Origin of the sequence: Kushneria halocnemicola, assembly GCF_965650455.1 — a bacterium.
In the GTDB taxonomy this organism is placed as follows: Bacteria; Pseudomonadota; Gammaproteobacteria; order Pseudomonadales; family Halomonadaceae; genus Kushneria.
Genome location: NZ_OZ287968.1, coordinates 83055 through 106535 on the forward strand (window position 1 = coordinate 83055; position 23481 = coordinate 106535).

General features: G+C 62.1%; 21 protein-coding genes and 1 tRNA gene. 13 read left to right on the forward strand and 9 right to left on the reverse strand.

All coding sequences use genetic code 11. The features are described from left to right. The first annotated feature begins 8 nt into the window (after window positions 1–8). The 8 genes from ACS92L_RS00365 to ACS92L_RS00400 all read left to right on the forward strand — a co-directional run bounded on the left by ACS92L_RS00365 (window position 9) and on the right by ACS92L_RS00400 (window position 8346). Entirely contained in the window at window positions 9–1169 is a 1161-nt protein-coding gene (locus ACS92L_RS00365; RefSeq protein WP_438766267.1) for an ATP-binding cassette domain-containing protein, read from the forward strand. Next, window positions 1166–1801, forward strand: a complete 636-nt coding sequence (locus ACS92L_RS00370; RefSeq protein WP_438766268.1) for an ABC transporter permease — start codon at window positions 1166–1168, stop codon at window positions 1799–1801. Before ACS92L_RS00365 ends, ACS92L_RS00370 begins: the two co-directional genes overlap by 4 nt. After that, window positions 1780–2475, forward strand: a complete 696-nt coding sequence (locus tag ACS92L_RS00375) for an ABC transporter permease (RefSeq protein ID WP_438766269.1) — start codon at window positions 1780–1782, stop codon at window positions 2473–2475. Before ACS92L_RS00370 ends, ACS92L_RS00375 begins: the two co-directional genes overlap by 22 nt. Before the next feature lie 86 nt (window positions 2476–2561). Continuing rightward, window positions 2562–3536 (forward strand): ABC transporter substrate-binding protein, encoded by a 975-nt coding sequence (locus ACS92L_RS00380; protein WP_438766270.1) that lies wholly within the window; start codon window positions 2562–2564, stop codon window positions 3534–3536. A 267-nt stretch (window positions 3537–3803) separates the two neighbouring features. Further along, complete coding sequence (locus tag ACS92L_RS00385) at window positions 3804–5270, forward strand: NAD-dependent succinate-semialdehyde dehydrogenase (RefSeq protein ID WP_438766271.1); 1467 nt, start codon at window positions 3804–3806, stop codon at window positions 5268–5270. A 111-nt stretch (window positions 5271–5381) separates the two neighbouring features. Further along, entirely contained in the window at window positions 5382–6374 is a 993-nt protein-coding gene (gene eutB / locus ACS92L_RS00390; protein WP_438766272.1) for a hydroxyectoine utilization dehydratase EutB, read from the forward strand. Between the two features lie 17 nt (window positions 6375–6391). Further along, window positions 6392–7342, forward strand: coding sequence for a cyclodeaminase (locus ACS92L_RS00395; RefSeq protein WP_438766273.1), 951 nt, complete (start codon window positions 6392–6394; stop codon window positions 7340–7342). 113 nt (window positions 7343–7455) lie between these two features. Then, entirely contained in the window at window positions 7456–8346 is an 891-nt protein-coding gene (locus tag ACS92L_RS00400) for an NAD-dependent epimerase/dehydratase family protein (RefSeq protein WP_438766274.1), read from the forward strand. A gap of 129 nt (window positions 8347–8475) precedes the next feature. Here ACS92L_RS00400 and zwf read toward each other — a convergent pair whose 3' ends face one another. The 3 genes from zwf to argC all read right to left on the reverse strand — a co-directional run bounded on the left by zwf (window position 8476) and on the right by argC (window position 12026). Next, window positions 8476–10074: a glucose-6-phosphate dehydrogenase gene (zwf, locus tag ACS92L_RS00405; protein ID WP_438766275.1), complete on the reverse strand. Its 1599-nt coding sequence runs from the start codon at window positions 10072–10074 to the stop codon at window positions 8476–8478. Window positions 10075–10173: 99 nt separating this feature from the next. After that, on the reverse strand, window positions 10174–11001 hold the full coding sequence (locus tag ACS92L_RS00410; RefSeq protein WP_438766277.1) for an ion transporter: 828 nt from the start codon (window positions 10999–11001) through the stop codon (window positions 10174–10176). Window positions 11002–11069: 68 nt separating this feature from the next. Beyond that, window positions 11070–12026, reverse strand: coding sequence for an N-acetyl-gamma-glutamyl-phosphate reductase (argC, locus tag ACS92L_RS00415; protein WP_438766278.1), 957 nt, complete (start codon window positions 12024–12026; stop codon window positions 11070–11072). An 813-nt stretch (window positions 12027–12839) separates the two neighbouring features. Here argC and ACS92L_RS00420 point away from each other — a divergent pair. Further along, window positions 12840–14132, forward strand: a complete 1293-nt coding sequence (locus ACS92L_RS00420) for a sensor domain-containing diguanylate cyclase (protein ID WP_438766279.1) — start codon at window positions 12840–12842, stop codon at window positions 14130–14132. A 100-nt stretch (window positions 14133–14232) separates the two neighbouring features. After that, window positions 14233–14739, forward strand: coding sequence for a copper resistance protein NlpE (locus ACS92L_RS00425; RefSeq protein WP_438766280.1), 507 nt, complete (start codon window positions 14233–14235; stop codon window positions 14737–14739). A 168-nt stretch (window positions 14740–14907) separates the two neighbouring features. Here ACS92L_RS00425 and ACS92L_RS00430 read toward each other — a convergent pair. The 3 genes from ACS92L_RS00430 to ACS92L_RS00440 all read right to left on the reverse strand — a co-directional run bounded on the left by ACS92L_RS00430 (window position 14908) and on the right by ACS92L_RS00440 (window position 16537). Further along, window positions 14908–14997: transfer RNA gene (locus tag ACS92L_RS00430), tRNA-Ser, on the reverse strand. 71 nt (window positions 14998–15068) lie between these two features. Then, complete coding sequence (locus tag ACS92L_RS00435) at window positions 15069–15797, reverse strand: DUF2076 domain-containing protein (RefSeq protein WP_438766281.1); 729 nt, start codon at window positions 15795–15797, stop codon at window positions 15069–15071. 74 nt (window positions 15798–15871) lie between these two features. Next, window positions 15872–16537: an HAD family hydrolase gene (locus ACS92L_RS00440; protein WP_438766283.1), complete on the reverse strand. Its 666-nt coding sequence runs from the start codon at window positions 16535–16537 to the stop codon at window positions 15872–15874. 126 nt (window positions 16538–16663) lie between these two features. Between ACS92L_RS00440 and ACS92L_RS00445 the strand changes: the two genes are divergently transcribed. Beyond that, a complete protein-coding gene (locus tag ACS92L_RS00445) occupies window positions 16664–17590 on the forward strand; it encodes a sugar kinase (RefSeq protein WP_438766284.1) in 927 nt (308 codons plus the stop codon). 96 nt (window positions 17591–17686) lie between these two features. Here ACS92L_RS00445 and dps read toward each other — a convergent pair whose 3' ends face one another. The 3 genes from dps to ACS92L_RS00460 all read right to left on the reverse strand — a co-directional run bounded on the left by dps (window position 17687) and on the right by ACS92L_RS00460 (window position 20899). Beyond that, window positions 17687–18226: a DNA starvation/stationary phase protection protein Dps gene (dps, locus tag ACS92L_RS00450; RefSeq protein WP_438766286.1), complete on the reverse strand. Its 540-nt coding sequence runs from the start codon at window positions 18224–18226 to the stop codon at window positions 17687–17689. A gap of 155 nt (window positions 18227–18381) precedes the next feature. Next, window positions 18382–19950: a sodium:solute symporter family transporter gene (locus ACS92L_RS00455; RefSeq protein ID WP_438766287.1), complete on the reverse strand. Its 1569-nt coding sequence runs from the start codon at window positions 19948–19950 to the stop codon at window positions 18382–18384. Between the two features lie 181 nt (window positions 19951–20131). Next, window positions 20132–20899, reverse strand: a complete 768-nt coding sequence (locus ACS92L_RS00460) for an FCD domain-containing protein (protein WP_438766289.1) — start codon at window positions 20897–20899, stop codon at window positions 20132–20134. Window positions 20900–21131: 232 nt separating this feature from the next. Here ACS92L_RS00460 and manD point away from each other — a divergent pair, with 232 nt between their 5' ends. Together manD and ACS92L_RS00470 are read left to right on the forward strand one after the other, a co-directional pair. Next, a complete protein-coding gene (gene manD, locus ACS92L_RS00465; RefSeq protein WP_438766290.1) occupies window positions 21132–22343 on the forward strand; it encodes a D-mannonate dehydratase ManD in 1212 nt (403 codons plus the stop codon). Between the two features lie 111 nt (window positions 22344–22454). Further along, window positions 22455–23453: a TRAP transporter substrate-binding protein gene (locus ACS92L_RS00470; protein ID WP_438766291.1), complete on the forward strand. Its 999-nt coding sequence runs from the start codon at window positions 22455–22457 to the stop codon at window positions 23451–23453. Window positions 23454–23481: the final 28 nt, after the last annotated feature.

Below are 23481 nucleotides of genomic sequence, written 5' to 3' on the forward strand. Positions count from 1 at the left end.
ATACGTCGTTGACGAACGAGCATCGCCAACGCACCGGCGCACAGGGTCGGGATACGCACGACAGCAGTGCCATCGTGTTCGAGGGGGTCACCAAGCGCTACAGCGATGGCACGGTGGCGGTCGAGTCACTGGATCTGACCCTGCCGGCCGGGGAGCTGACCGTGCTGGTCGGCCCGTCGGGCTGTGGCAAGACCACCACGCTTCGCATGATCAATCGACTGGAAACGCTGAGCGAGGGGCGGCTTCTGATCGGTGAGCGCGATGTGATGTCGGTGGATGCCACACGACTGCGCCGCCAGATCGGCTATGTGATGCAGCATTCGGGGCTCTTTCCGCACAAGACGATTGCCGACAATATTGCCGTCGTGCCGCGCCTTCTGGGCTGGGACAAGACCCGCATTCGCGAACGCGTCGCGGAGCTGGTCGAGCTGGTGGGCCTTGATGAGGCGCTCGCCAGGCGCTATCCGCATCAGCTTTCCGGCGGACAGCAGCAGCGCGTGGGGCTGGCGCGGGCGCTGGCCGCCGACCCGCCGATTCTTTTAATGGATGAGCCCTTTGCCGCGGTCGACCCCATCGTGCGCTCGCATCTGCAGGAGGAGTTTTTGAGCCTGCAGCGCCGGGTGCAAAAGACCATCGTGATGGTGACCCACGATATTGACGAGGCGATGAAGCTCGGCGATCGGGTGGCGATCTTTGCCCAGGGCGGCAAGCTTGCCCAGTTTGATACACCGGCACGCCTTCTATCGGCACCGGCGAGCGATTTCGTGGTCGATTTCATCGGGGCCGATCGCGAACTGCGGCGCCTGGCGCTGGAGCGCCTGGACAGTCTGGCGCTGGATGCCGGGCTGACCGCGCCGCGAGACGAGATCGTGGCCCGGGCGCGCAGCTACCTGCAGCAGGCCGGCAGCAGCGGCATCGTGGTGCTCGATGAGCAGCGCGCGCCGCTGGGCTGGCTGGACTGGGACACGCTCAAGCAGGCCGACCCTCAGGCCCGGATCGATGCCCTGCCGCTCAAGGCCTGGCGTCACCGCCTCTATCTACACGACAATCTGCGAAGCGCCCTTAATGCCCTGATCAGCTCGCCCGGCGAGGTCATGCCGGTGCTTAACGCCCAAGGGCGTTATGTGGGGGTGATCGATCAGCTGCAGCTGACAAGGCGGCTGTCATGAACTGGGGCTGGGTGGCCTCCAACAGCTCGCAGATCACGGCGGCACTGTTGCAGCATGTGCAGCTGGTCGGCCTGGCGCTTTTGTTCGGCTTTTTGATCGCCTTTCCGCTGGCGCTGCTGGCCGTGCGCTGGCCGCGTCTTTATGGGCCCTCGCTGGCCGTCACCGGCGTGATGTTCACCATTCCCTCGCTGGCACTGTTCATTTTGCTGATGCCCTTTACGGGGCTTTCGATGGCGACCTCGCTGATCGGTCTGACCATCTATACGCTGCTGATTTTGTTTCGCAATATCGTTCAGGGCCTGCGCGGTGTGTCGCCCAGCGTGCGGGAGGCCGCGCGGGCGCTGGGTTATACACCGGCGCGGCGGCTGTTTGCCGTGGAGCTGCCGATCGCGCTGCCGGTGATTGTGGCCGGCATTCGCATTGCGGCGGTGACCATCATCGGCATGGTGACGGTGACCGCGCTGATCGGCCAGGGCGGGCTGGGGCAGCTGTTCATCACCGGCTTTACCCTGAGCTTTGCCACGCCCCTGATCATCGGCTTTGTTTTGTCGGTGGTACTGGCAGTGGCCGTGGATCTGGCACTGGTAGGCATTTTGTACTGGCTGACGCCATGGCAGCGAGGGGTGCGCTGATGAACGGTGACTTCATGAGTCTGCTGGCGGGCGTGATCGACTGGTTCTCCCAGCCCGTGAACTGGCAGGGCCCCGGCAGTATCCCCGAACACGTTCTCGAGCATGTGACCTATGTGTTGATTTCGACGCTGATCGGAGCCGCCATCGCACTGCCCATCGGCATCGGGCTGGGGCACAGCGGTCGCGGCGGGCTGATGGCGATCAATATCTCCAATATCGGCCGCGCCATTCCCTCCTTCGGGGTGATCATCCTGGTCTTTTTGCTGGTCGGTTACGGCGTCATTCCGATCATCGTGGCGCTGGTGGCGCTGGCGATCCCGCCGATGGTGACCAACAGTTTCGTGGGCATGCGCGAGGTGGACCCGGCCGTGCGCCAGGCGGCCGTGGCGCTGGGGATGACCGGCTGGCAGCGGCTGTGGCAGGTGGAACTGCCGATTGCCATGCCATTGATCATGGCGGGGGTGCGCACATCCGCCGTGCAGGTAATGTCCACGGCGACGCTTGCCGCCTACGTGGGCCTGGGCGGGCTGGGTCGCTATCTGATTGACGGTCTGGCCGTGCGCGATCTCGCCCAGGTGCTGGTGGGGGCCATCCTGGTGGCGGTGCTTGCGATCATGACCGAGCTTTTGTTTGCAGGGCTTCAAAAACTGATCACGGCCAAAGGGCTGCAATAACGGGGTGCGTGCAACAAGGGTGCACAAGGCGCCGGTCTGGGCCAGAATCGACAGGGCCAACGATTGAAGACAAGGAAAGGCACATCATGACAAAAGGGATCACGACCATGAACATGACCGGCAGCTGGAAGCTGGGACTTGGCGCACTGGCGCTGGCAGCGCTCGCCGGGTGCTCGGACGGCGATAACGAGGCCGACGACAACACCACCGCACAAAACGACAGCGGCAATCAGGCCAGTGTGACCATCGGCTCGACCAACTTCCCGGAACAGCTGATTCTGGCCAATATCTACGCCGACGTGCTGCGTGGTGACGGCGTCAACGTCAACACCCGCCTCAATCTGGGCTCACGCGAGGTCGTGTTTCCGGCATTGACCAATGGCGAGATCGATCTGCTGCCGGACTATACCGGCGCACTGATGACCTATCTCGATCAGGATGAGGCACACGTCGATGCTCGCAACAGTGAGGATGTCATGACGGCCCTGCGCGAGGTCCTGCCTGACGGGCTCGAGGCGCTGGACGCTTCACCGGCCGAGGATCGTGATGCGCTGGTGGTCACGCGTGAGACCGCCGACCAGTACGGCCTTGAAACCTTTTCCGACCTGGCCCCGGTCTCCGGAGAGCTGACGCTGGGCGGGCCGCCGGAAACGCGCACGCGCGATGTCGGCATTCCCGGTCTCAAGCGGGTCTATGACATCGAGTTTGCCGGTTTTCGCTCACTCGATGCCGGCGGGCCGCTGACCCGCGGGGCGCTGGCCAACGGCGATATCGACGTGGCGCGCATGTTCTCCTCTCAGGGCGCGATTGCCGAGAACAACTGGGTGGCACTGGTGGATGACAAGGATCTGGAACCGGCCCAGAACATCGTGCCGATCGGGCGTAGCGAGGCGCTGACCGATGAGATGCGCGACAGCCTCAATCGCGTCTCCGCGGCACTGTCGACGCAGGATCTGCAGGCCATGAACCATCGCGTCGAGATCGACAAGGCCGACCCGGCCGAGGTCGCCGGTGAGTGGGTCGATGAGCACATGGACAACGACAGCCAGACTGCGAACTAAACGCGGGCTCTACCGTGGCTGATCGCGCCGCCCTTCGGGGCGGCGTTTTTGTGTCTGCAGGGGCCTGTTTTGCCGGACACTGCACCGCCATCAGCCAAAAAAATGCCAGGTTGCACCACCCACAAGGAAAAAAATTGCCGATGGCCGGCGCCGGGACAGAAAAAAGACGATCACCGGATCTGTCACGCTGTAAGTCAGGTAGCGGCAGCGCCTTCAGCGTCTGCCGGTAGACGCTCATCCATGACGCGTTCGCGTCCGGGAGGTGACATGCAGCTCAACGATCCACGCCTTTTTCGTCAACTGGCCTATATCAACGGGCAATGGACGGCCGGCACCAGCAACCGCGACGAGGTGGTGCTGGACCCGGCCAACGGCGAAACCCTGGGGTTTTGTGCGCTGCTCGACGCTGAACAGATCACCGGCGCCGTGACAGCGGCCGAGCGCGCCTTTGCCGGCTGGCGGGCGCTGTCGGTGGAGGCCCGCGGCCAGCGTCTTCATCGCTGGTACCAGCTGTTGCATGAGCACCGCGAGGACCTGGCCCATCTCATGACGCTGGAGCAGGGCAAGCCGCTGCGCGATGCTCGCGGTGAAGTCGATTACGGCGCCAGCTTCATCCAGTGGTTTGCCGAAGAGGCGCGCCGTGCCTACGGCGTGACGATTCCGAGTCATATCCCCAATGCCATGCTGGGCACCCTCAAGGAGCCGGTAGGCGTGTCGGCCATGTTCACCCCGTGGAACTTTCCGCTGGCTATGATTACCCGCAAGGCGGGCGCGGCGCTGGCGGCGGGCTGTCCGGTGATCGTCAAGCCGGCCAACGAAACGCCGTTCACCGCACTGGCGCTGGCCGAGCTTGCCGAGCGCGCCGGCATCCCACCGGGCGTTTTTAACGTGGTCACCGGCGAGCCGGCCACGGTCTCGGAGGTGCTCTGCACCGATAGTCGGGTACGCTCGGTCTCGTTTACCGGCTCCACGCGGGTGGGCAAGCTGCTGATGCGTCAAAGCGCCGGCAGCGTCAAGCGCATGTCGCTGGAGCTGGGCGGCAACGCGCCCTTTATCGTCTGTGAGGATGTCGACGTCGATGAAGCGGCCCGTGACGCGGTCGCGGCGAAGTTTCAGACCGCCGGTCAGGACTGTCTGGCGGCCAATCGCATCTTCGTGCATCGGCGTATCCATGACCGTTTTCTGGAGCGTTTTGCCGTGCACATGAAGGCGCTGAAAGTGGGCAGCGGCATGATGGAGGTCGATATCGGGCCGCTGATCCATCGTCGGGCCGTGGAGGCAGCGAACGCCATTGTCGAGGACGCCGTGCATCAGGGGGCCCGGCTGGTGGCGGGCAACCAGTCGATGGCGCCGGGGGCCAACTTCTTCATGCCCACGCTGCTGGCGGATATCACCCCGGAGATGCGCGTCTTTCGCGAGGAGACCTTCTCGCCGGTGGCTGGCGTGTGTGCCTTTGATGACGACGAGGCAGTCGTGGTGGCGGCCAACGACACCGAATACGGGCTGGCGGCCTATGTCTACAGCAACGACGTCAAGCGCCTCTGGAAGATGATGCGCGGGCTCGAGTACGGCATGATCAGCGTCAACACGTTGAAGATGACCGGCGCACCGATTCCCTTCGGCGGGGTCAAGCAGTCGGGGCTGGGTCGTGAGGGCGGCGCACAGGGCCTGGAGGAGTATCTGGACACCAAGTACTTCTGTCTGGGCAACATGCCGGGCCCGTCCGGTAGCTGAGCCGGTATGGCTGAATCGGGCCGCCTTGAAGCGTTCCGGCCCATGCGCCAGGGTGAACGGTTCCAGAGTGAAAGACCGTGGCGCATCCGCCTTTTATCGACCGAGAGCCCCATGAACTGCCATCCCGTCACCCTGCATGATATCTATCTGGCCCGCGCACGCCTGGCGGGGCAGGCAGCCAGAACGCCGCTGGTGAAGTCCGTGGCGCTGTCCCATCGCTTTGACGCCGAGGTCTATCTCAAGCTCGAGACCCTGCAACCCAGCGGCGCCTTCAAGCTTCGAGGCGCGCTCAACGCCATTGCCGCGCTGGACGAGGCGACGCTGGCACGCGGTGTGACCACGGCCTCGACCGGCAACCACGGTCGGGCGGTGGCCTGGGCGGCGTCCCGGCTGGGGGCGCGCGCCATCATCTGTGTCTCGGAGCTGGTGCCGGCCAACAAGGTGGCCGCCATCGAGGCGCTGGGCGCCGAGGTGCGTACGGTCGGGCGTAGTCAGGATGATGCCTTCGTGGAAGCGCGCCGGCTGGTGAAAGACGACGGCATGACGCTGATCGAGCCCTTCGATGATCCGCTGATCGTGGCCGGGCAGGGCACTATCGGCCTGGAGCTGATGGAAGATGTCCCCGGGCTTGATCGGGTGCTGATCGGCCTTTCCGGCGGCGGGCTGCTGGGGGGCATCGGTCGCGCCGTACGCGCGATCAATCCGCAGGTGCAGGTCACCGGCGTGAGCATGATGGCAGGGGCGGCGATGATCGAGAGCCTGATCGCCGGCCACCCGGTCGCGGTCGAGGAGGTTGAGACGCTGGCGGATTCCCTCGGCGGCGGCATCGGCCTTGAAAACCGCTGCACCTGGTCGCTGGTGCGCGAGGTGATGACCGATCACTGCCAGGTCAGCGAGCACGCCATCGCCCGCGCCATGGTGCACTTTCTGGAAACCGAGAAGATGCTGGTAGAAGGGGCGGCCGTGGTGGGTCTGGCCGCGCTCGAGGAGCATGCCATCGACATTCGCGGTGAGAAGGTCGCGCTGATTGTTTCCGGCAGCGGCGTGGACATGGCCACCTGGCAGCGGGCCAAACACATGGTCGACGGATCAACCACCATTTGAGGACACAGGGAGCGGGCATGGAGCTTTACAATCGCACGCAGATTCAGGACGTCGTCCGGCTTGATCACGCGGCACTCGATGCCGTCGAGGCCGGCTTTCGGGCGCTCGGACTGGGGCAGGTGGTGCAGCCGCCGATTCTGTCCATGGCGATCGAGGAGTCCAACGGCGAGGTCGACGTCAAGACCGCCCACATTCGCGGCAACGACCGCTTCGCCATCAAGGTCAGTCCCGGGTTTTTTGACAACCCCTCCATCGGCCTGCCGAGTCTCAACGGGCTGATGATCGTCTTCTCGGCCAGAACCGGGTTGGTGGAAGCGGTGCTCTTTGATGAGGGCTATCTCACCGACATTCGCACGGCGCTGGCCGGTGCCATTGCCGCAAAGCACCTGTCACGCAAGGAGAGCCGACGTGCGGCCGTGCTCGGCGCCGGCGTTCAAGCCGAGCTACAGATTGCCGCGCTCAGGCTGGTGCGCGACATCGACACCGTTGATGTCTGGGCGCGCGATACCGACCGGGCCGAGGCGTACGCCGAGCGCATGCGAAAGCGCTTTGACGACCTGACCGTCAACGTCCATGACGAGATCGAGCGCGCCTGTCGCGAGGCGGACGTGATCATCACCACCACGCCGTCGAAATCCCCGCTGCTGGACGCCTCGTATCTGCTCGCCGGGGTGCATGTCACCGCCATGGGCTCGGACAGCCCGGAAAAGCGCGAACTGGACGAGTCGGTGATGACGCGCGCCGATGCCTTCGTGGCCGATACCCGCGCCCAGAGCGAGACCAACGGCGAGCTCAAGGTATACGCCGGCAAGGCGCCTTCCTTCGAAGTGCAGGAGCTGGGCCAAATCATTGCCTCGGGGCAGTCACCGCGCACGACGCGTGATCAGATCACGGTGTGCGACCTGACCGGCACCGGCGTGCAGGACACCGCGATTGCCGGCTTTGCCCTGCAAAGGCTGGTGGCGTAGCGCGCCGGGCGCCCGGGTGTGGCCTGTCAGCGTCAAGCGAACGCCCTGCTCACTGGCGCGTCGGGTCGCACCTTGCCAGGGTGTCATGACTGTTTCATCAACCGGGAGACCCCATGCGCATTCTGTTTACAGGTGGCAGCGGCAAGGCCGGCCGCCACGCGAGCGCTTATCTTCGCGACCAGGGGCATCAGGTCACCAACCTGGACTGGGCGCCGTCCGACACGCCCGGCATCGCGCATTTGACCACCGACCTGACCGACGCAGGCCAGGTGTTCAACGCCTGTCAGGCCTACGCCCGTCATGACGAGCTGGAACCGGGCACCGGTGTGCCGCACTACGATGCCATCGTCCACTTCGCGGCCATACCGGCCATCCTGCTCCGGCCCGACAACGAGACGTATCGCATCAATACGCTGGGCACCTATAACGTGCTGGACGCCGCCACCAGACTGGGCATTCCCAAGGTGATTTTCGCTTCCAGCGAAACCACCTACGGGGTCTGCTTTGCTGATGGCGAGGTAAAGCCCGAGTACCTGCCCGTGGATGAGGCGCACCCCACCGTCCCGCAGGACAGCTATGCCATGAGCAAGGTGGTCAACGAGGTCACCGCGCGCTCGTTTCAGGCGCGCTCGGGCATCGATATCTACGGCCTGCGCATCAACAACGTGATCGAGCCCCATGAGTACCGTGAGAAGTTTCCGGCGTTCATGGATGACCCGGCTCTGCGCCGTCGCAACATCTTTGCCTACATCGATGCCCGCGATCTGGGGCAGATGGTCGATTGCTGCCTGAAAACGGATGGTCTGGGCTACGAGGTGTTCAACGTGGCCAATGACGATCTATCGGTGAGTCTGACAAACCGCGAGGTCATCGAGCGTTTCTACCCGGAGGTACCGCTCAAACGCGAGATGGGCGAGTTCGAGACCTTTTACAGCAACGAGAAGGCGCGTCGTCTGGTCGGTTTCGCGCCGAAGCACTCCTGGCGGGACGAGCTGGGGCAGTAGAAAAGCCTGCCGGAAGCCGCCAGCGTGCCATTACGGCTTTCAGGGTTAATGAAAAGGGAGGACGCGGCTGGGCCGTGTCCTCCCTTTTTCTTTTGGCTGATCAAAGGGGTTCGATCATCTCAATTAATACTATTTCCGCCTTGAACTGCCCGGCACCGGTGCCACGCCCGGCCCTGTAACCTCGCCGATCTTGTGCCACTGGCGACCGTCGCGCTCGAGCAGGTCGTCGGCGCTCTGCGGGCCGTCGGAGCCGGCCTCATAGCCCTCGACGCTGTCGTCCTCGGCCCAGGCGTCCAGAAAGGGTTGAACGGCGCGCCAGCTGTTTTCGATCGTGTCCACGCGCTGAAACAGCATCTGATCGCCGGTCAGACAGTCATAGATCAGGGTTTCATAGCCGGTGGCGGCGGGCAGGTCGAAGAAGTCCTTGTAGGCAAAGCCCATCTTGACGGTATCCATCTCCAGCTCCGGCCCCGGACGCTTGGCCTGAAAGTCGAACCACATGCCTTCATTGGGCTGCAGCTGAATGATCAGCCAGTTGGAGGTCACCCGGTCCACATCGGTGCCGCGGAACTGGGCGTAGGGGGCCGGCTTGAAGCAGATGGCGATCTCGGTATCGCGCGCGCCCAGCCGCTTGCCGGTGCGCAGATAAAAGGGCACGTTCACCCAGCGCCAGTTGTCGACCATCATCTTCATGGCGACATAGGTCTCGGTATTGCTGTCCTCTGCGACATCGGGCTCGTCCCGATAGCCCGGAACCTCCTTGTCGCTGGCGGTGCCGGCACGATACTGACCGCGCACCGAGTTCTGGCGCACCTCTTCTCTGGGCCAGGGGCGCAGGGCACCCAGCACCTTGGCCTTTTCGCTGCGCAGGGCGTCGGCGCCGAAGGCGGCCGGCGGCTCGATGGCGACCATGGCGAGCAGCTGGAACAGGTGGTTGGGTACCATGTCGCGCATGGCGCCGCTTTTTTCGTAGAACTTGCCGCGTGTCTCGACGCCCACGGTCTCGGCGGCGGTGATCTGGATATGATCGATGTAGTGATTGTTCCAGAAGGGCTCGAACAACACGTTGGCAAAGCGGGCGACCAAGATGTTCTGCACGGTCTCCTTGCCCAGAAAGTGATCGATTCGATAGATCTGCTCTTCCTTCATGACCTCCAGAAGCTGAGCATTGAGCGCCTTCGCCGATTCAAGGTCGTGACCGAAGGGCTTTTCGACCACCATGCGACGATAGCGGTTGTCGCCTTCCTTCATCAGATCGGTCTGGCCAAGCTGCGTGGCGATCTCGCCGAAAAAGCGCGGTGCGGTGGCGCAGTAGAAGATGGCGTTGTCGCTGGAGGCGTTGTCCAGATGCGCCTTGATTTGGGCGTAGATGTCCGACTCGGTGAAATCGCCCTGCAGATAATGGAGACGCTGGGCGAAATCCTGCCAGTGGTCTTCATCGAGTTCCTGACCGCCACCTTCGGCATGCTTGTCAGCGGCCTTGTCGGCGATGAAATCCTTGAGATGGCCACGAAAGCTGTCGTCGTCATGATCGGCAATGTCGACGCCGACAATGTTCATGCCGCGGTCGAGCAGACCGTCGCGGTCCAGGTTGTACAGCGAGGGGACCAGCAGGCGCTTTACCAGATCGCCGCTGGCGCCAAAGATGAACATGGTGGTGTCGTCGGCCGGTGGGGCCGCCTTCTGGTGCTGCCCGTCCTCTTGATGCTGATGGTCGGTCTGGGTCATGTCATCGCCTTGTGCATGGGTGCATGTGGACCGGGAGCAACACGTCACTCCCCTTTTATAAAGCGTAATGCAAATGCGACGTTATGCCCCATCCTTCCTTCAAGACCGGGGGCGTGAGTCTTGACCAGGGCGTTGATCGTCCTCATCAGGCAGGGAAGGGGGCCTGGGGGCGTCGTGCATGTGGTCCAGCCGCTCACGCAGCTCGCGCACTTCACCGGTCAGTTCACGAATCTGGTTATGAAGGGCGCGGGTCATGTCGCGCTGGGCACGCGCCTCGCGGGATTCGCGCTCGCTGTCATCGGCGATGAACAGTGAGCCGACATAGGCGGCAAAGCTGCCGAAAAGCCCGACGCCGCCAATCATCAACAGTACGGCCACGACCCGCCCCAGCGTCGTGACCGGGTAAAAATCGCCATAGCCCACGGTCGTAACGGTCACGATCGCCCACCAGAGCGCATCCTCGGCCGTCTCGATCGGGCTTGCCGGGTTGGGGCTTTCCACCATCAGCATGGTGATGGCGCCAAAGGCCACCAGCAATACCGTGGCGGTGGCGGCCGAGGCGAACACGCCTTCGGCGCGGTTGCGAAACAAAAGCTGCCAGATCATCTCCATCGATTTGATCGCGCGCAGCACTCTGAGCACCTGCACCACGCGAAACAGGCGAGCGCCCTGAAAAAGGCCCGCCGGGATACAGGCCAGCAGATCGATCCAGCCCCAGCGCATATAGGCCAGTTTGCTTTCGGCGCGAAAGAAGCGCTGACAAAAATCGATGAAAAAGAACAGGCAGACAATGTAGTCCATGTACCGCAGCAGCCGGACAAGCTCCGGGGGCAGCGCCACCAGCATGCTGACGGCCATGGCAGTGATGACATAGATCGACAGCACCAGAACGAACAGCTGAAAGGGGGTGACGCGCTCTTTCATCATGGGGTTCCGTCACGGCTGGACCACGGGTGGCCTTCAGGCGCGCTGGATGCGCGCCAAAAGGCAGACGGTTATTCGACCCGGCAAGACAGGCCGGTGGTTTCCTCAAGCCCCAGGTGAATATTCATGTTCTGTACGGCGGCACCGGCGGCACCCTTGCCCAGATTGTCCATGCGCGCCACCAGTGCCAGCCGCTCCTCATTGCCAAAGACACACAGATCGACCCGATTGGTGTCATTGCAGGCGGTGACGTCAAAAAAGCCGCCATCGAGCGCGTCACTGTCCTGTGCAGCCATCACGTTCACAAAGGGGGCACTGTCGTAGTGGGCCTGCCAGGCGCGAGTGATACTCTCGGCGCTGGTGCCCTCGGGCAGGTGCGAGCACTGAAGCGCAATGTTGACCGACAGCCCCTTCAGGAAGTGGCCCACGATCGGTGTGAATACCGGCGAGCGCGCCAGGCCACCATGAATGCGCATTTCCGGCAGATGCTTGTGGGAAAGCGTCAGGGCGTAGGGGCGGGGGGCATCCAGCGAGCCGTTCGTTGCGGCTTCAAACTCGGCGATCATTTTCTTGCCGCCGCCGCTGTAGCCGGTCAGTGAAAAGGCCGAGAAGGGGTAATCAGACGGCAGCAGGCCGGCATCGATCAGCGGGCGGACCAGCATGATAAAGGCGCTGGCGTGACAGCCCACGTTGGCGATGCGCTTGCTCTTGCGAATGCGCTCGCGCTGGCCCGGTGTCAGCTCCGGCAGTCCGTAGGTCCATTCGGGGTCGGTACGAAAGGCGGTGCTGGCATCGATCAGGCAGGTATCGGGGTTGTTGACCAGCGAGGCGGCCTCGCGAGACGCCTCATCCGGCAGGCAGAGAAAGACGACATCGGCCTGGTTGATCAGGCGGGCGCGCTCGTCCCGGTCCTTGCGGCGATCGCTTGCGATGCGCAGCAGTTCGATATCCTCGCGCGCCTGCAGATAGTCAAAGATTCTCAGGCCGGTCGTGCCTTCCTGACCATCCACAAATACCCTGAACGTCATGGTCTACCTCACGGGAGTAATGATATGAAGCCGTTGATCCGTCATTGTACGCCTTCCGTGCGCAGGTGCGTCCAGAGCCTGTCGCTGTTGGCGCCTGAAAGGGCTCGGCTCAGGCGCGCGTCATTCATGCAATCAAGGGCCCCGGTGGCCAAAAGCGCGCGACGCTGCCATCGATCAACAGGCATTCAATACGGCGCAGATTATACAAAAAGCATCTGAAAAAACGGGGCTCGTGGCTTATAGTCTTTCATGCCAATGGGTAACTCGACAGCAAAATGATACCGATGATTATCTGATGACAGTGGATATGACGCCACCGGCGTGAGATCACAATGCCTTTCAATGACCGGTTGAAAAGGCCGATGGCCGATGGCCGACATGTAATGGCAAAAGGCAAATCATCAAGGGTTTTCACGCCCGCAAATCTCGCAGGGCAGAAGGGCTGGAGAGCCATGGCAGTGTCAGGGAATGTAAAGCGAAACCGCCAGCGTGACGTCTTCGATCATGAGCCGGTCGGCCGTGGTTTTCATGTTTTTGGCGCAGGTCGGCAGGTGTCGAACGGCATACGTCAGGATCACCCTTTCGACTGATCAATGAAGTTCCATTTTTTATCATTCCCTTCCGAATTTTTAGCCTAATTATCCCATGCCCCGGTACGTTGCTCGCTCATGTGACCTGTGCCATTTGCACTCTTTGCCCTGTATTTTCTGGTCAGAAATGATTAATGCATTAATCAGACAGGAAGCAGGTGGAAGCGGTGTCCATAATGTGACCATGAGTAATGCTTACGTAATTAAAGGTAACCATCACAAGATGAGTCATTGTCCGCCGCCCGCCGACGACTGCCCGTCCATCGAGGCACTCGACAAGCTGAACATCGCGGCACTGGTCTACCGGTGTGGCGAGCGCGTTACGCTTGAAGGCATCAACGAGTCTGCCAGAGCCCTGCTGAACCATTTTGCACCCTTTGACGAAAATGAACCCTGGCAGTGGTACCCCGATGAACAGGGGCATCATCCTGCTCATGACTGGTATCTCGATAATGAGACGGCCGGTCAGAGGCAGATTCCGCGCGTGCGCTGGCTTCGTTTCAACGACGGTGGCCGGCGTATGGCGCTTGGCCTCACCGGTTGTCGGCTGGCCGATGACGGCCCGACGCAGCGAATCATGATGGTAGTGCAGGACTGTACCCAGCAGATCGTTCAGCACGAAGAGCTCAGGCGCAGTCAGGAGTGCATTTCGAGCATCATCAACGCCACGCCCATGGGCATCTGTGTGCTGACCGAAGATGGCCGCTTCGAAATGGTCAATCCGGCTTACTGCCGCTTTCATGGCTATGAGGAGCACGAGCTGATCGGTCGCCCCTTTTCGATGGTGGTGCCCTACAGCAGCCATCAGTACCTGCTGCGCCAGCAGCATGGCGCACAGGGCAGCCATCATGGCCACAGCCAGCAGTTCGGGGAGTGCGAACTGGTCGCGCGTCACGGCGAGCGTCATACGGTCATTGTCGAAAGCGTGCGCATCGAGGGCGAGGATGGCCGGCCGCGTGATGTCATTTTTCTGGTCGACATCAGCGAGCGTAAAAAGCTCGAGATGGCACTGGAAGAGAAAAACGTGCGGCTTGAATATCTTGCCACGCACGACGAGCTGACCGGCATTCGCAACCGTCGTTTCGGCATCAGCAGTCTCGAAGCGGCTCTTGAGCAGGCCGAGCGTCAGGGGCTCGATATCAGCGTGGCCCTGCTGGATATCGATCACTTCAAGCGCGTCAACGATGACTACGGACACACCGTCGGTGATCAGGTACTCCAGCAGTTCGCCGAGGTACTGTCGCGCCAGCTGCGTGCCAGCGATATCCTGGTGCGCTGGGGCGGGGAAGAGTTCATGCTGATCCTGCCGGGCATCGATCAATGCGGTGCGCTTCAGGCGCTCGAACGCCTTCGTCAGACCCTGTCGCTTGAATACCTTGGGCCGCGCGGGCTGCAGGTCACCTTTTCGGCCGGCATCATCAATGCCCGAGGCATGAGCAGCAATGACCTGGTAGAAGGCGTGGATCAAAAGCTTTATCAGGCCAAGGGGCGCGGGCGCGATCGAATCATCTCCTGACGGCCACGACAGGCGCTTGCGACTCGACTACGGTTGCCTATAGTCACGTGTGGTCAGAGCTGGACCGGGCACGACAGTCAACGGCAAACGGGAGCGCGTCATGAAAAAAGCTTTTTCCAGAGGCATCATGCTGGCAGCCGCCGGTCTGGTACTGGGAGGCTGCAGCCAGCAGCCGCAGGTGTCATCGGCACCGCAGGTCATGTCCGTGGCCGAAAGCTGGCAGGGCGTGCTGCCCTGCGCTGACTGCGAGGGCATCGAAACCGAGCTGACGCTGGTGTCCTCCGGCATGACAGGTTTTGGTGCGACCTACACGCTCAAGCAGCGCTATCTGGGTGGCAGTGACGAGCGCGATGTCCGAACGCGCGCAGGCGACTGGGTCGTGACGCGTGGCAATCAGGTCGACCCGCAGGCCGTGATCTATCGACTCGACCCGGAAAGCGACGAGCGATGCATGAGCTTTCAGGTCGTCGGTGACGACCGTTTGCGTCAGTTGAACTGTAACGGTCAGCCCATCAACACCACGCACAACATCGAGCTGCGTCGTGTGGCCGAGCCGGTCCAGCCCGCCTCGGGCACGGCGGCGCAATCCATGCCGTATCAGGAGTAGCGCTCGTCGGCGTTACAAGCCGCGAAAGTATCTGCCAGGGCCGGCGCTTGTCGCCGGTTTTTTCATGTCCGAATCTGGGGGGCAGGAGAGGCCGACACCGACCCGAAAAAGATCAGCGTTTCATGCAGGCATAAAAAAACCGGCCACTGGGACCGGTTTTTTCAGATATGGCGGAGAGGGAGGGATTCGAACCCTCGGTGGGCGCAAACCCACTCCGGTTTTCGAGACCGGCGCCTTCGGCCACTCGACCACCTCTCCGAAGGCGGCATATGGTACGGATATCGTTACGGTTTGTCCATGCCTGTCGTCATGAAAGGCCCTGCCGGGCATCAGAGTTCATCAAAGTCGTCAAATCCTCCTGCATCACCGCCGAAAAACGAGCTGTCATCCTGAAAGCCGCCGTCATCCTGAGGCGCACTGTCCTGGGCGTCGTAGCCAGTCGGTTCAAACCCGCCCTGATCGGTGCCGGTGTCGCTACTGTCTGCGGCATCGCTCTGGTCGTCGGTGCCGACCGGGTCGTCGATGGCATCGGCCATCGCATCGCCATGGTGGTTGCCGAACATACCCATCAGCATGTTGCCGAGCATGACCCCGCCGGCCACGCCGGCCGCCGTTTGCAGGGCCCCGCCCAAAAAGCCGCCGCCGCGCGTGCCACCACCTCGCATGGCATTGCCGGGGGCGTTTGATGCCGGGCCGCTGGTCTGCCAGTTCTGTCCCGGGCCAGCAGCGGCCGTGCGGCCTGACGCGCTCGAGGGGCGGCCTTGCTCGGCGGGTTTTTCATCCTCCTGACCGGCACCGAAGATACCGGCCAGAAAGCCACCGCTGCTGCGCTTCTCGCTTTTCTGCTTCTCCAGCGCCTCGACGCGGGCGTTGAGACGCTTGATGGCCGCCTCCTGTACCAGGATGGTCTGCGCCATGTAGTAGGGCGCGCCGGGCTGCTCATTAACGTGGTCGTCAATGCGCTTTTGCGCCTGTTCGTCACGCTCGCCGGTCTGCGCCTCGGCTTCCTTGAGACGGGAAAACAGACCGTCGATCATTTCCTGTTCGCTGCGTGCCATGGGAGGTCTCCTTGTCCGGCAATACATGGGATCAATAATGGCTTTGACCACTGTCACGCGCCATGGTGCCCGGCTCAGGCCTGATTCAGCCTTTGCACCAGCGCGGGCAGATCCTTCATGTAAAGCAGTTCATGCGCTCGTGCAGGCGTGGTCTCTTCTGCGGGAAAGTGATTGATATGGGCCACCTGCATGCCGGCGTCCAGCGCTGCCGTGACGCCCACGGGGGCGTCATCGATGACCAGACACGCCTCGGGCGCTACGCCCATGGCGCGAGCGGCGTGCAAAAAGAGCCCGGGGTCCGGCTTGAAGTGACCTACCTCATAGGCTGAAAAAAGATGCTCGCCGAAAAAGCGCCCCAGTCCGGAGACTTCCATGGACTGGCGAATCTTGCTGAGCGGTCCGTTGGAGGCCACACAGCACAGATAGTCCGGTGCCAGGGTTTCCATGGCCGCCTCGATGCCGGCAATGATCTGCAGATTGTCCTTGAGACCGGCCATCAGACGCGCGCGCATGCGCGTTTCGGTCTCTTTTTTGACCGTCTCATCCACGGCGCCATGGCGCTTTTCGAGTTCCGCCACGATATGGGCATACACCACGCCGCGAAATTCATTCATGTAATCGCTTGCCGTGAAGGGCAGACCGGCCTCCGGCAGACTCTGCGCCAGAACGTCGGCCAGCAGGGGTTCACTGTCGACCAGAGTGCCGTCGCAGTCGAAGATCAGGCATTTGATGCGTGCCATGGGGGGGGCTCCTGAAACTGTTCTCTCGGTAACAGTCATGAAATTTTGGGAATATTGTAATGGCTTGAGTCAGACTAGCTTCGGGTGCATCGTCGCAAAATACAATGCCGGAAAGGGAGAACCATCTTGTCATCAACCATCGCGCTTATGGGCGAATGCATGATCGAAATGCATGGTCGGCCGGGCCAGTCCATTCATCAGACCTTCGGTGGCGACAGCTTCAATACGGCGGCCTATCTGGCTCGTCTTGCGGGAACATCGCTGAAAGTGGAATACGTCACGGCGCTGGGCAGTGACGGTTTCAGTCAGGCCATGCGTGAGCGCTTTACCCGGGAAAACGTCGGCACCGACAGCGTCAGAACCCTTGAGTCGCGCCTGCCGGGGCTTTATTTCATCGAAACCGACGAGACCGGCGAACGGCGCTTTCACTACTGGCGCAGTGAGGCCGCGGCCCGTTTCATGTTCGATGGCGAGGAGGGCGAGCGGCTGCTTGAAAGCCTGGCGCACAGCAATACGCTCTATCTCAGCGGCATCAGTCTGGCCATTCTGACCGATCAGGGCCGCGAGCGATTGATGGCGGGACTGTCCGGGCTGCGGGCCCGGGGCGTGAAGGTGGTGTTTGACAACAACTACCGCCCTCGGCTCTGGCAGGACGCCGAGAGCGCCCGTCACGCGCATCAGGCGCTGCTGGCACACGTCGATCTGGCCATTGTCACCTTCGAGGATGACCAGGCGCTGTTTGGCTTTGAAACACCCGAAGCGCTGTTTGCGTTTTATCGCGACCAGGGTGTGGGCGAGATCGTGATCAAGCGCGGCGCCGAAAGCTGTCTGATCGAGTATGAGGGCGTGCGTCATGAAGTGGCCGGCGAGCGGGTCGAGAAGGTGGTAGACACCACGGCGGCGGGGGACTCCTTCAGCGCCGGCTATCTGGCCTGTCGCCTGACCGGCGGCGATGTCGAGCAGGCCGCGCGCTGGGGCCATCGGCTGGCGGCCACTGTCATCGGCCATCGCGGCGCCATCATCGATGTCGAGTACATGCCCGAGATGCCCTGAGTAACGGGTTTGGCATTAAAAAACGGGAGCGCCCTGATGGGCGCTCCCGTTGTCATTTCAATGCCGACGGCATGGCCGAAAGTGTGCGCCCGGGGCTCAGGCACCTTCCTGCATGTGAGCCTCGATGAACCACAGGTTGCTGTCGAGCGTGCGCGAGACACCGGTCAACAGGTCGGAAGAGTCGGCATCGCCGAGCTCGTCGGCCTCATTGATGGACTTGCGCACCGTGGCACCCACCCCGGCGTAGTGATCGGCCAGCGCCTTGAGATGATCCTCGATGCGGTGAATGTTGGCCGGATAGCTTTCCAGGCTGGTGTTCTTCGAAACCTGTTGCACCGTGCCCAGTGCTGTGCCGCCCAGCTGGACCAGACGCTCGGCGACTTCATCGACGTGGGCATCGATGCCGCTTCTGAAACCGTCAAGCATCTCGTGAACGGCGATGAACTGCGGTCCCTTGAGGTTCCAGTGGGCCTGCTTGATCACCAGCGCCAGGTCGATCAGCTCGGCCAGTCGAGCATTCATGACCGCCACGACCTTTTCGCGCTCGCCTTCGGGGATATCGTTGCGCGTCGGATAAAGCGTCGTTGCGCTCTTCTGGTTGGCATCCTTGATGTTGCGCGTGCTGGCACTGCTCATGAGTCACATCCTTTTGTCGAGACCAGTGAAAACGGCCCGCTGCTGCCGGGCTGGGTGGCGTGTTGTCATGGCACGCCATCGCAATCTGCTCATAAGCAATTTCGGTATGTCCTGCCCCGATATCAAGGCTGAGTTCAGCTATCGAGGCGATTGAATTACCCAAAAAGGCTCGGCAGCCAGACGCTAAATCCCACGATGATTATAAAAAACGCGCCCAGTATCGCGATTGTGGGCACATGAAGATCCAGCACGGGGCGGGGCATGACCTCGCTGTGTGTGCGGCGCTGTGTCACGGCGCTGACGATCAGAGCGACGACGAGCATGGCCACGGCCCCGATGACGTTCCACCAGAACCAGAAAAGCTGCGGCACATAAAGCCACAAAAAGGCGTTGAGACCGACGCCTGTGATCAGTCCGCAGTTGGCCCCGATACCGTTGATGCGCCGGATCAGGATGGCGGCCAGAAAGGTGGCCAGCATCGGGCCGAAAAAGAGCGAGCCGACCTTGTTGATCGCCTCAATGATGGTCGAGGCGATGTTGCCGGTAAAAAAGGCCAGCGTGATGCAGACCACGCCCCAGAAGATGGAGGCAAGACGGGAGAGGCGCATGTAGCGCTTGTCATCGATGTCACGGCCGCGCACGAAAAGATCCTCGACGCTGGCCGCCGACAGCGAATTGATCGCCGAGCTGACCGAGGACATGGCCGCTGAAAAGATCGCCACGATCAAAATGCCGGTCAGCCCCGCGGGCAGATAGTCGCGCATGAACAGCGGCACCATCAGATCCGGTTCATCCACGGGCACCAGGGCGCGAAATTCCGGGTGCGTCACGGCAAGGGTGCCCAGCACCAGCCCCAAAAGGCAGTAGCACAGCGTGACCGGAAAGCGCAGCAGTCCGTTGGCCAGCAGGGTATGGCGCACGGTGCGCGCGTCACGGGCGGACAGCAGCCGCTGGGCCTGGCTCTGGTCGGCGCCGTAATAGGCGGCGTAGAGAAACAGCCCGCCAACCACCATGGGCCAGAAGCCGAAACCGTTGTTGCCACTGCTGATGCCGAAGTCATCAAAGCGCACGGTTTCAAGGCGTGCCGGGTCGACATTGGCGATAAAGACATCCCAGCCGCCGATCAGCGACAGGGCAAACACCAGACAGACCACCAGACCGGTCACCAGCAACGCCATCTGGATCACATCGCCGTAGACCACGGCCTTCATGCCGCCCTGACACGAATACACCAGCGTGACCACGCCGATGACGACAATGGTGGCCCACAGCGGCAGGCCGATGGCATGGGTGAGAATCAGTGCGATGGCGTAGACCATGACGCTGGTGGCGAAGGCGCGCGAGAACTGAAAGACAAGGCTTAGCAGAATGCGGGTACTGCGCCCGAAGCGTTTTTCCAGATAGCCGTAGATGCTGACCACGCCGGCGGCATAAAGCGTCGGGAAAAAGAGCACGATCAGCGCCATCATCGCCAGCGGCACGGCAAACTCATAGGTCAGCCAGATCAGGCCGCCGCCGTCTTTCATGCCGACAAAGGCAGGCGCCGAGATAAAGCTCACCGCTGAAAGCTGGGTGGCCGCCGCCGACAGTGACAGCGGGAACCAGCCAAAACTGCGGCTGCCCAGAAAGTAGTCCTTGCCGGTGTGCTGCTTTCTGAACAGCTGCCCCAGCAGCAAAAAGCCGCCCAGGTACACCGTGATCACCGCATAGTCCAGCCACGCCATGCCACCTCCCGTGTCGGTCAGCACAAAGGGGCTGCTGACCAGAGCTGTTGGAATTGTTATTCGCCGCGCGGTCTGTCGGGATTGAATGCAGATTCGCGCGCTGCATCTGTCTACATTAGGTCAGATGCATGGGGCTGGCGACCCGGCAGATAAGGTACCTGCCGTCAGCGGGCGGGAGAGATCAGGAGGTCGGAGGCTCGATGCCGCGGGTAAAGAGGTAGCCGTCAAACCCCGGGTCATCGGTATCGGAGTGGGTGAACAGCGTATGCATGACATGATCGATGTGGGCCCACATCGCGTCATGAGCACCGGCGCTGTCCCGTTTTTTAAGGCAGGCAAGAATACGATCATGGTCATCAAGCCAGCTGCGGCGATAGGAAAAGTCCATGATGCGCCCGTGCAGACGCCGCCACATGCGGCTGCGATCGCGCTGCTCCCAGAGTCGATTGACGGCGTCCTCGAGCAGGGTGTTCTGGCTGGCTCTGGCAATCAAGAGATGAAAGGCCCGGTCGGCCTGATCGGGCGCGTTGGTCAGCTCCTTCCCGCCAATGGAAGTTTTCAGCGCCTGTCGCTCCTGGGCCAGCAGGGCAGACAGGGCGCGCATATCGCTCGGCGTGACCAGCTCGGCCGCCGCCGCGGCCACGGCGCTTTCCACCACCTGACGCGCCTTCAAAAGCTCGAAGGGCCCGATGTCCTCGACAGGCCCTGCAGGCGCCGGCGAGGGCAGGGGGGCTTCGTCGGCGTGACAGACATAGGTGCCCGACCCCTTGCGTACCTCTACGCGCCCGGCCAGCTCCAGCATGATGAAGGCTTCGCGTACCACCGTACGGCTGACATCAAAGCGTTCGGCGTACTCACGCTCCGTGGGCAGCCTGTCGCCGGGGCGATAGCCGTCGCGATCGATCTGCTCGCCGATCTGCTCGCCAATGATCTGATACTGTCGGCGCATCCCGACCTCCCCATGATGGCGCCGATCGGTGATCGGCCACGACAACTCCGGTTACCGGACGCTTCTTTTCGGCATGCCAATTCCAGCACGATGTGCTGATAAAGCCTATCTGACAACACTTTAAAGCCGGTTGTGAAGGTTTGCGACGCCGATGTATACCAATGTCTATTTGGTATACCAATAACAATGCAGGTAGCCTGGCGTCATTGATGTACACAGGCAGAGAACCCTTATGAAGATTGTGGATGCACGCGTCATCGTCACCTGTCCGGGTCGAAATCTGGTCACGCTGAAAATCGAAACCGATGAAGGGGTCTACGGCATCGGCGATGCCACGCTCAACGGTCGGGAACTGGCGGTCGTGGCCTATCTCGAGGAGCACGTGGCCCCGGCACTGATCGGGCGCGATCCATCGAACATCGAGGATATCTGGCAGTTTTTCTATCGCGGTGCCTACTGGCGCCGGGGGCCGGTCACCATGTCGGCGATCAGTGCCGTGGACATGGCGCTGTGGGACATCATGGGCAAGGTTGCCGGTCTGCCGCTCTACAAGCTGCTGGGCGGCAAGAGCCGCGACCGGATCATGGTCTATGGCCACGCCACCGGCCACGACATCGAGGGCTGTCTTGAAGAGGTTGCCCGCCACGTCGAGCAGGGCTATCGCGCCGTGCGCGTTCAGTGCGGCATTCCCGGCATCGCCTCCACCTATGGCGTGGCCAAAAAGGCCGGCGAGCGCTATGAGCCGGCCGATTCGAGCCTGCCCAGCGAGAACGTCTGGAGCACCTCGAAGTATCTCAACCACGTGCCAAAGCTCTTTCAGGCCGTTCGCGAGCGCTTCGGTGACGACCTGCACATCCTGCATGACGTGCACCACCGCCTGACGCCCATCGAGGCGGCGCGACTGGGCAAGGAGGTCGAGCCCTATCATCTGTTCTGGCTCGAGGACTGCGTGCCGGCCGAAAACCAGAGCGCCTTCAAAATGATTCGTCAGCACACCACCACGCCGCTGGCGGTGGGGGAGGTCTTCAACTCCATCCACGACTGCCGCGAGCTGATCGAGTCACAGTCGATCGACTACATCCGCGCCACCCTGACCCATGCCGGCGGTATCACGCATGTCCGCCGCATCGCGGCACTGGCCGAGCTGTATCACGTGCGCACCGGCTTTCACGGTCCGACCGATCTGTCGCCGGTCTGCATGGGCGCGGCGCTGCATTTCGATACCTGGGTGCCCAACTTCGGCATTCAGGAGCATATGCCGCACAGCGAGGAGATCGAGGAAGTTTTCCCGCACGCCTACCGCTTCGAGGATGGCCACTTTACGCCGGGCGAAGCCCCCGGCCACGGCGTGGATATCGACGAGGCACTGGCGGCGAAGTACCCCTACAAGCGCGCCAGCCTGCCGGTCAATCGGCTCGAGGATGGCACGCTCTGGCACTGGTAGGTCGATGGTGTCCTGCCTGGAAACGAGCAGGGTGATAGATACGGGCTGCCGAGCAGCCGATGATCCCACCGCTGGATTTTGATCAGGGCCCGGGCCCTGCAGGAGCAAGGTATGTCGATGCGTCAATTGTCTCGTCTGCGTCTGTCGCAGCTTATCAGTGCCGGCGTGCTGGCCGCCGGGGTTCTGGCAATGGCCACGCCGGTACAGGCCGCCGACTACACGCTGAAGTTCGGTCACCTGGCCAACGAGCAGAACATCTGGAACAAGGCCGCCATGCACTTCAAGGAGGAGGTCGAAAAGAACTCCGACGGTCGTATCGAAGTGCAGGTCTATCCCAACGAGCAGCTGGGCAACGAGATGGACATGATCAACTCCATCCAGCTGGGCACGGCGGATATCACCATTACCGGTGAGAGCCTGCAGAACTGGGCGCCCAAGGCCGCCATGATGGCCGTCCCCTACGCCTTTCGTGACAGCGACCAGCTGGAAAGGGCGGTTGATGGCGAGATCGGCAGCGAGATCGAAGCCCAGATTACCGAGCGTACCGGCCTGGTCCCGCTGACCTGGTTTGAGCGCGGCGCCCGTGAGCTGACCGCCAATCGCGAGATCAAGACACCGGATGACCTGAAGGGTCTGCGTCTGCGCGTGCCCAACGTGCCGCTGTTTGTGGACACCTGGCAGGCGCTGGGGGCACGGCCTACGCCCATGGCCTTCAGCGAAGTGTTCACCTCGCTGCAGCAGGGCACCATCGACGGTCAGGAAAACCCGCTGTCGCTGATCGAAAGCGCGAGCCTGTCCGAAGTGCAGGATTACGTGAACATGACCGATCACGTCAGAAGCTGGATCTATGTCGTGATCGGCAAGCGCCAGCTTGAGGGCATGCCCGACGATCTGCAGCAGGTCGTGCGCGAGGCCGCCGGCGACATGCAAGGCTATGAGCGTGAGCTTTTTGCCGAAGACCAGACCCGTCTTGAACAGGCGCTCAAGGACAAGGGCATGACCTTTGTCGAGGTCGACACCCAGGCCTTTGCCGACAAGGCCATGCCGGCCATCAAAAAGGCGCTTGATCCGGAGCAGACCGCGCTTCTCGAGCGTATCGAACAGCTCTGATCGCTGCCGGCTCGTCGTCGAGCCATGG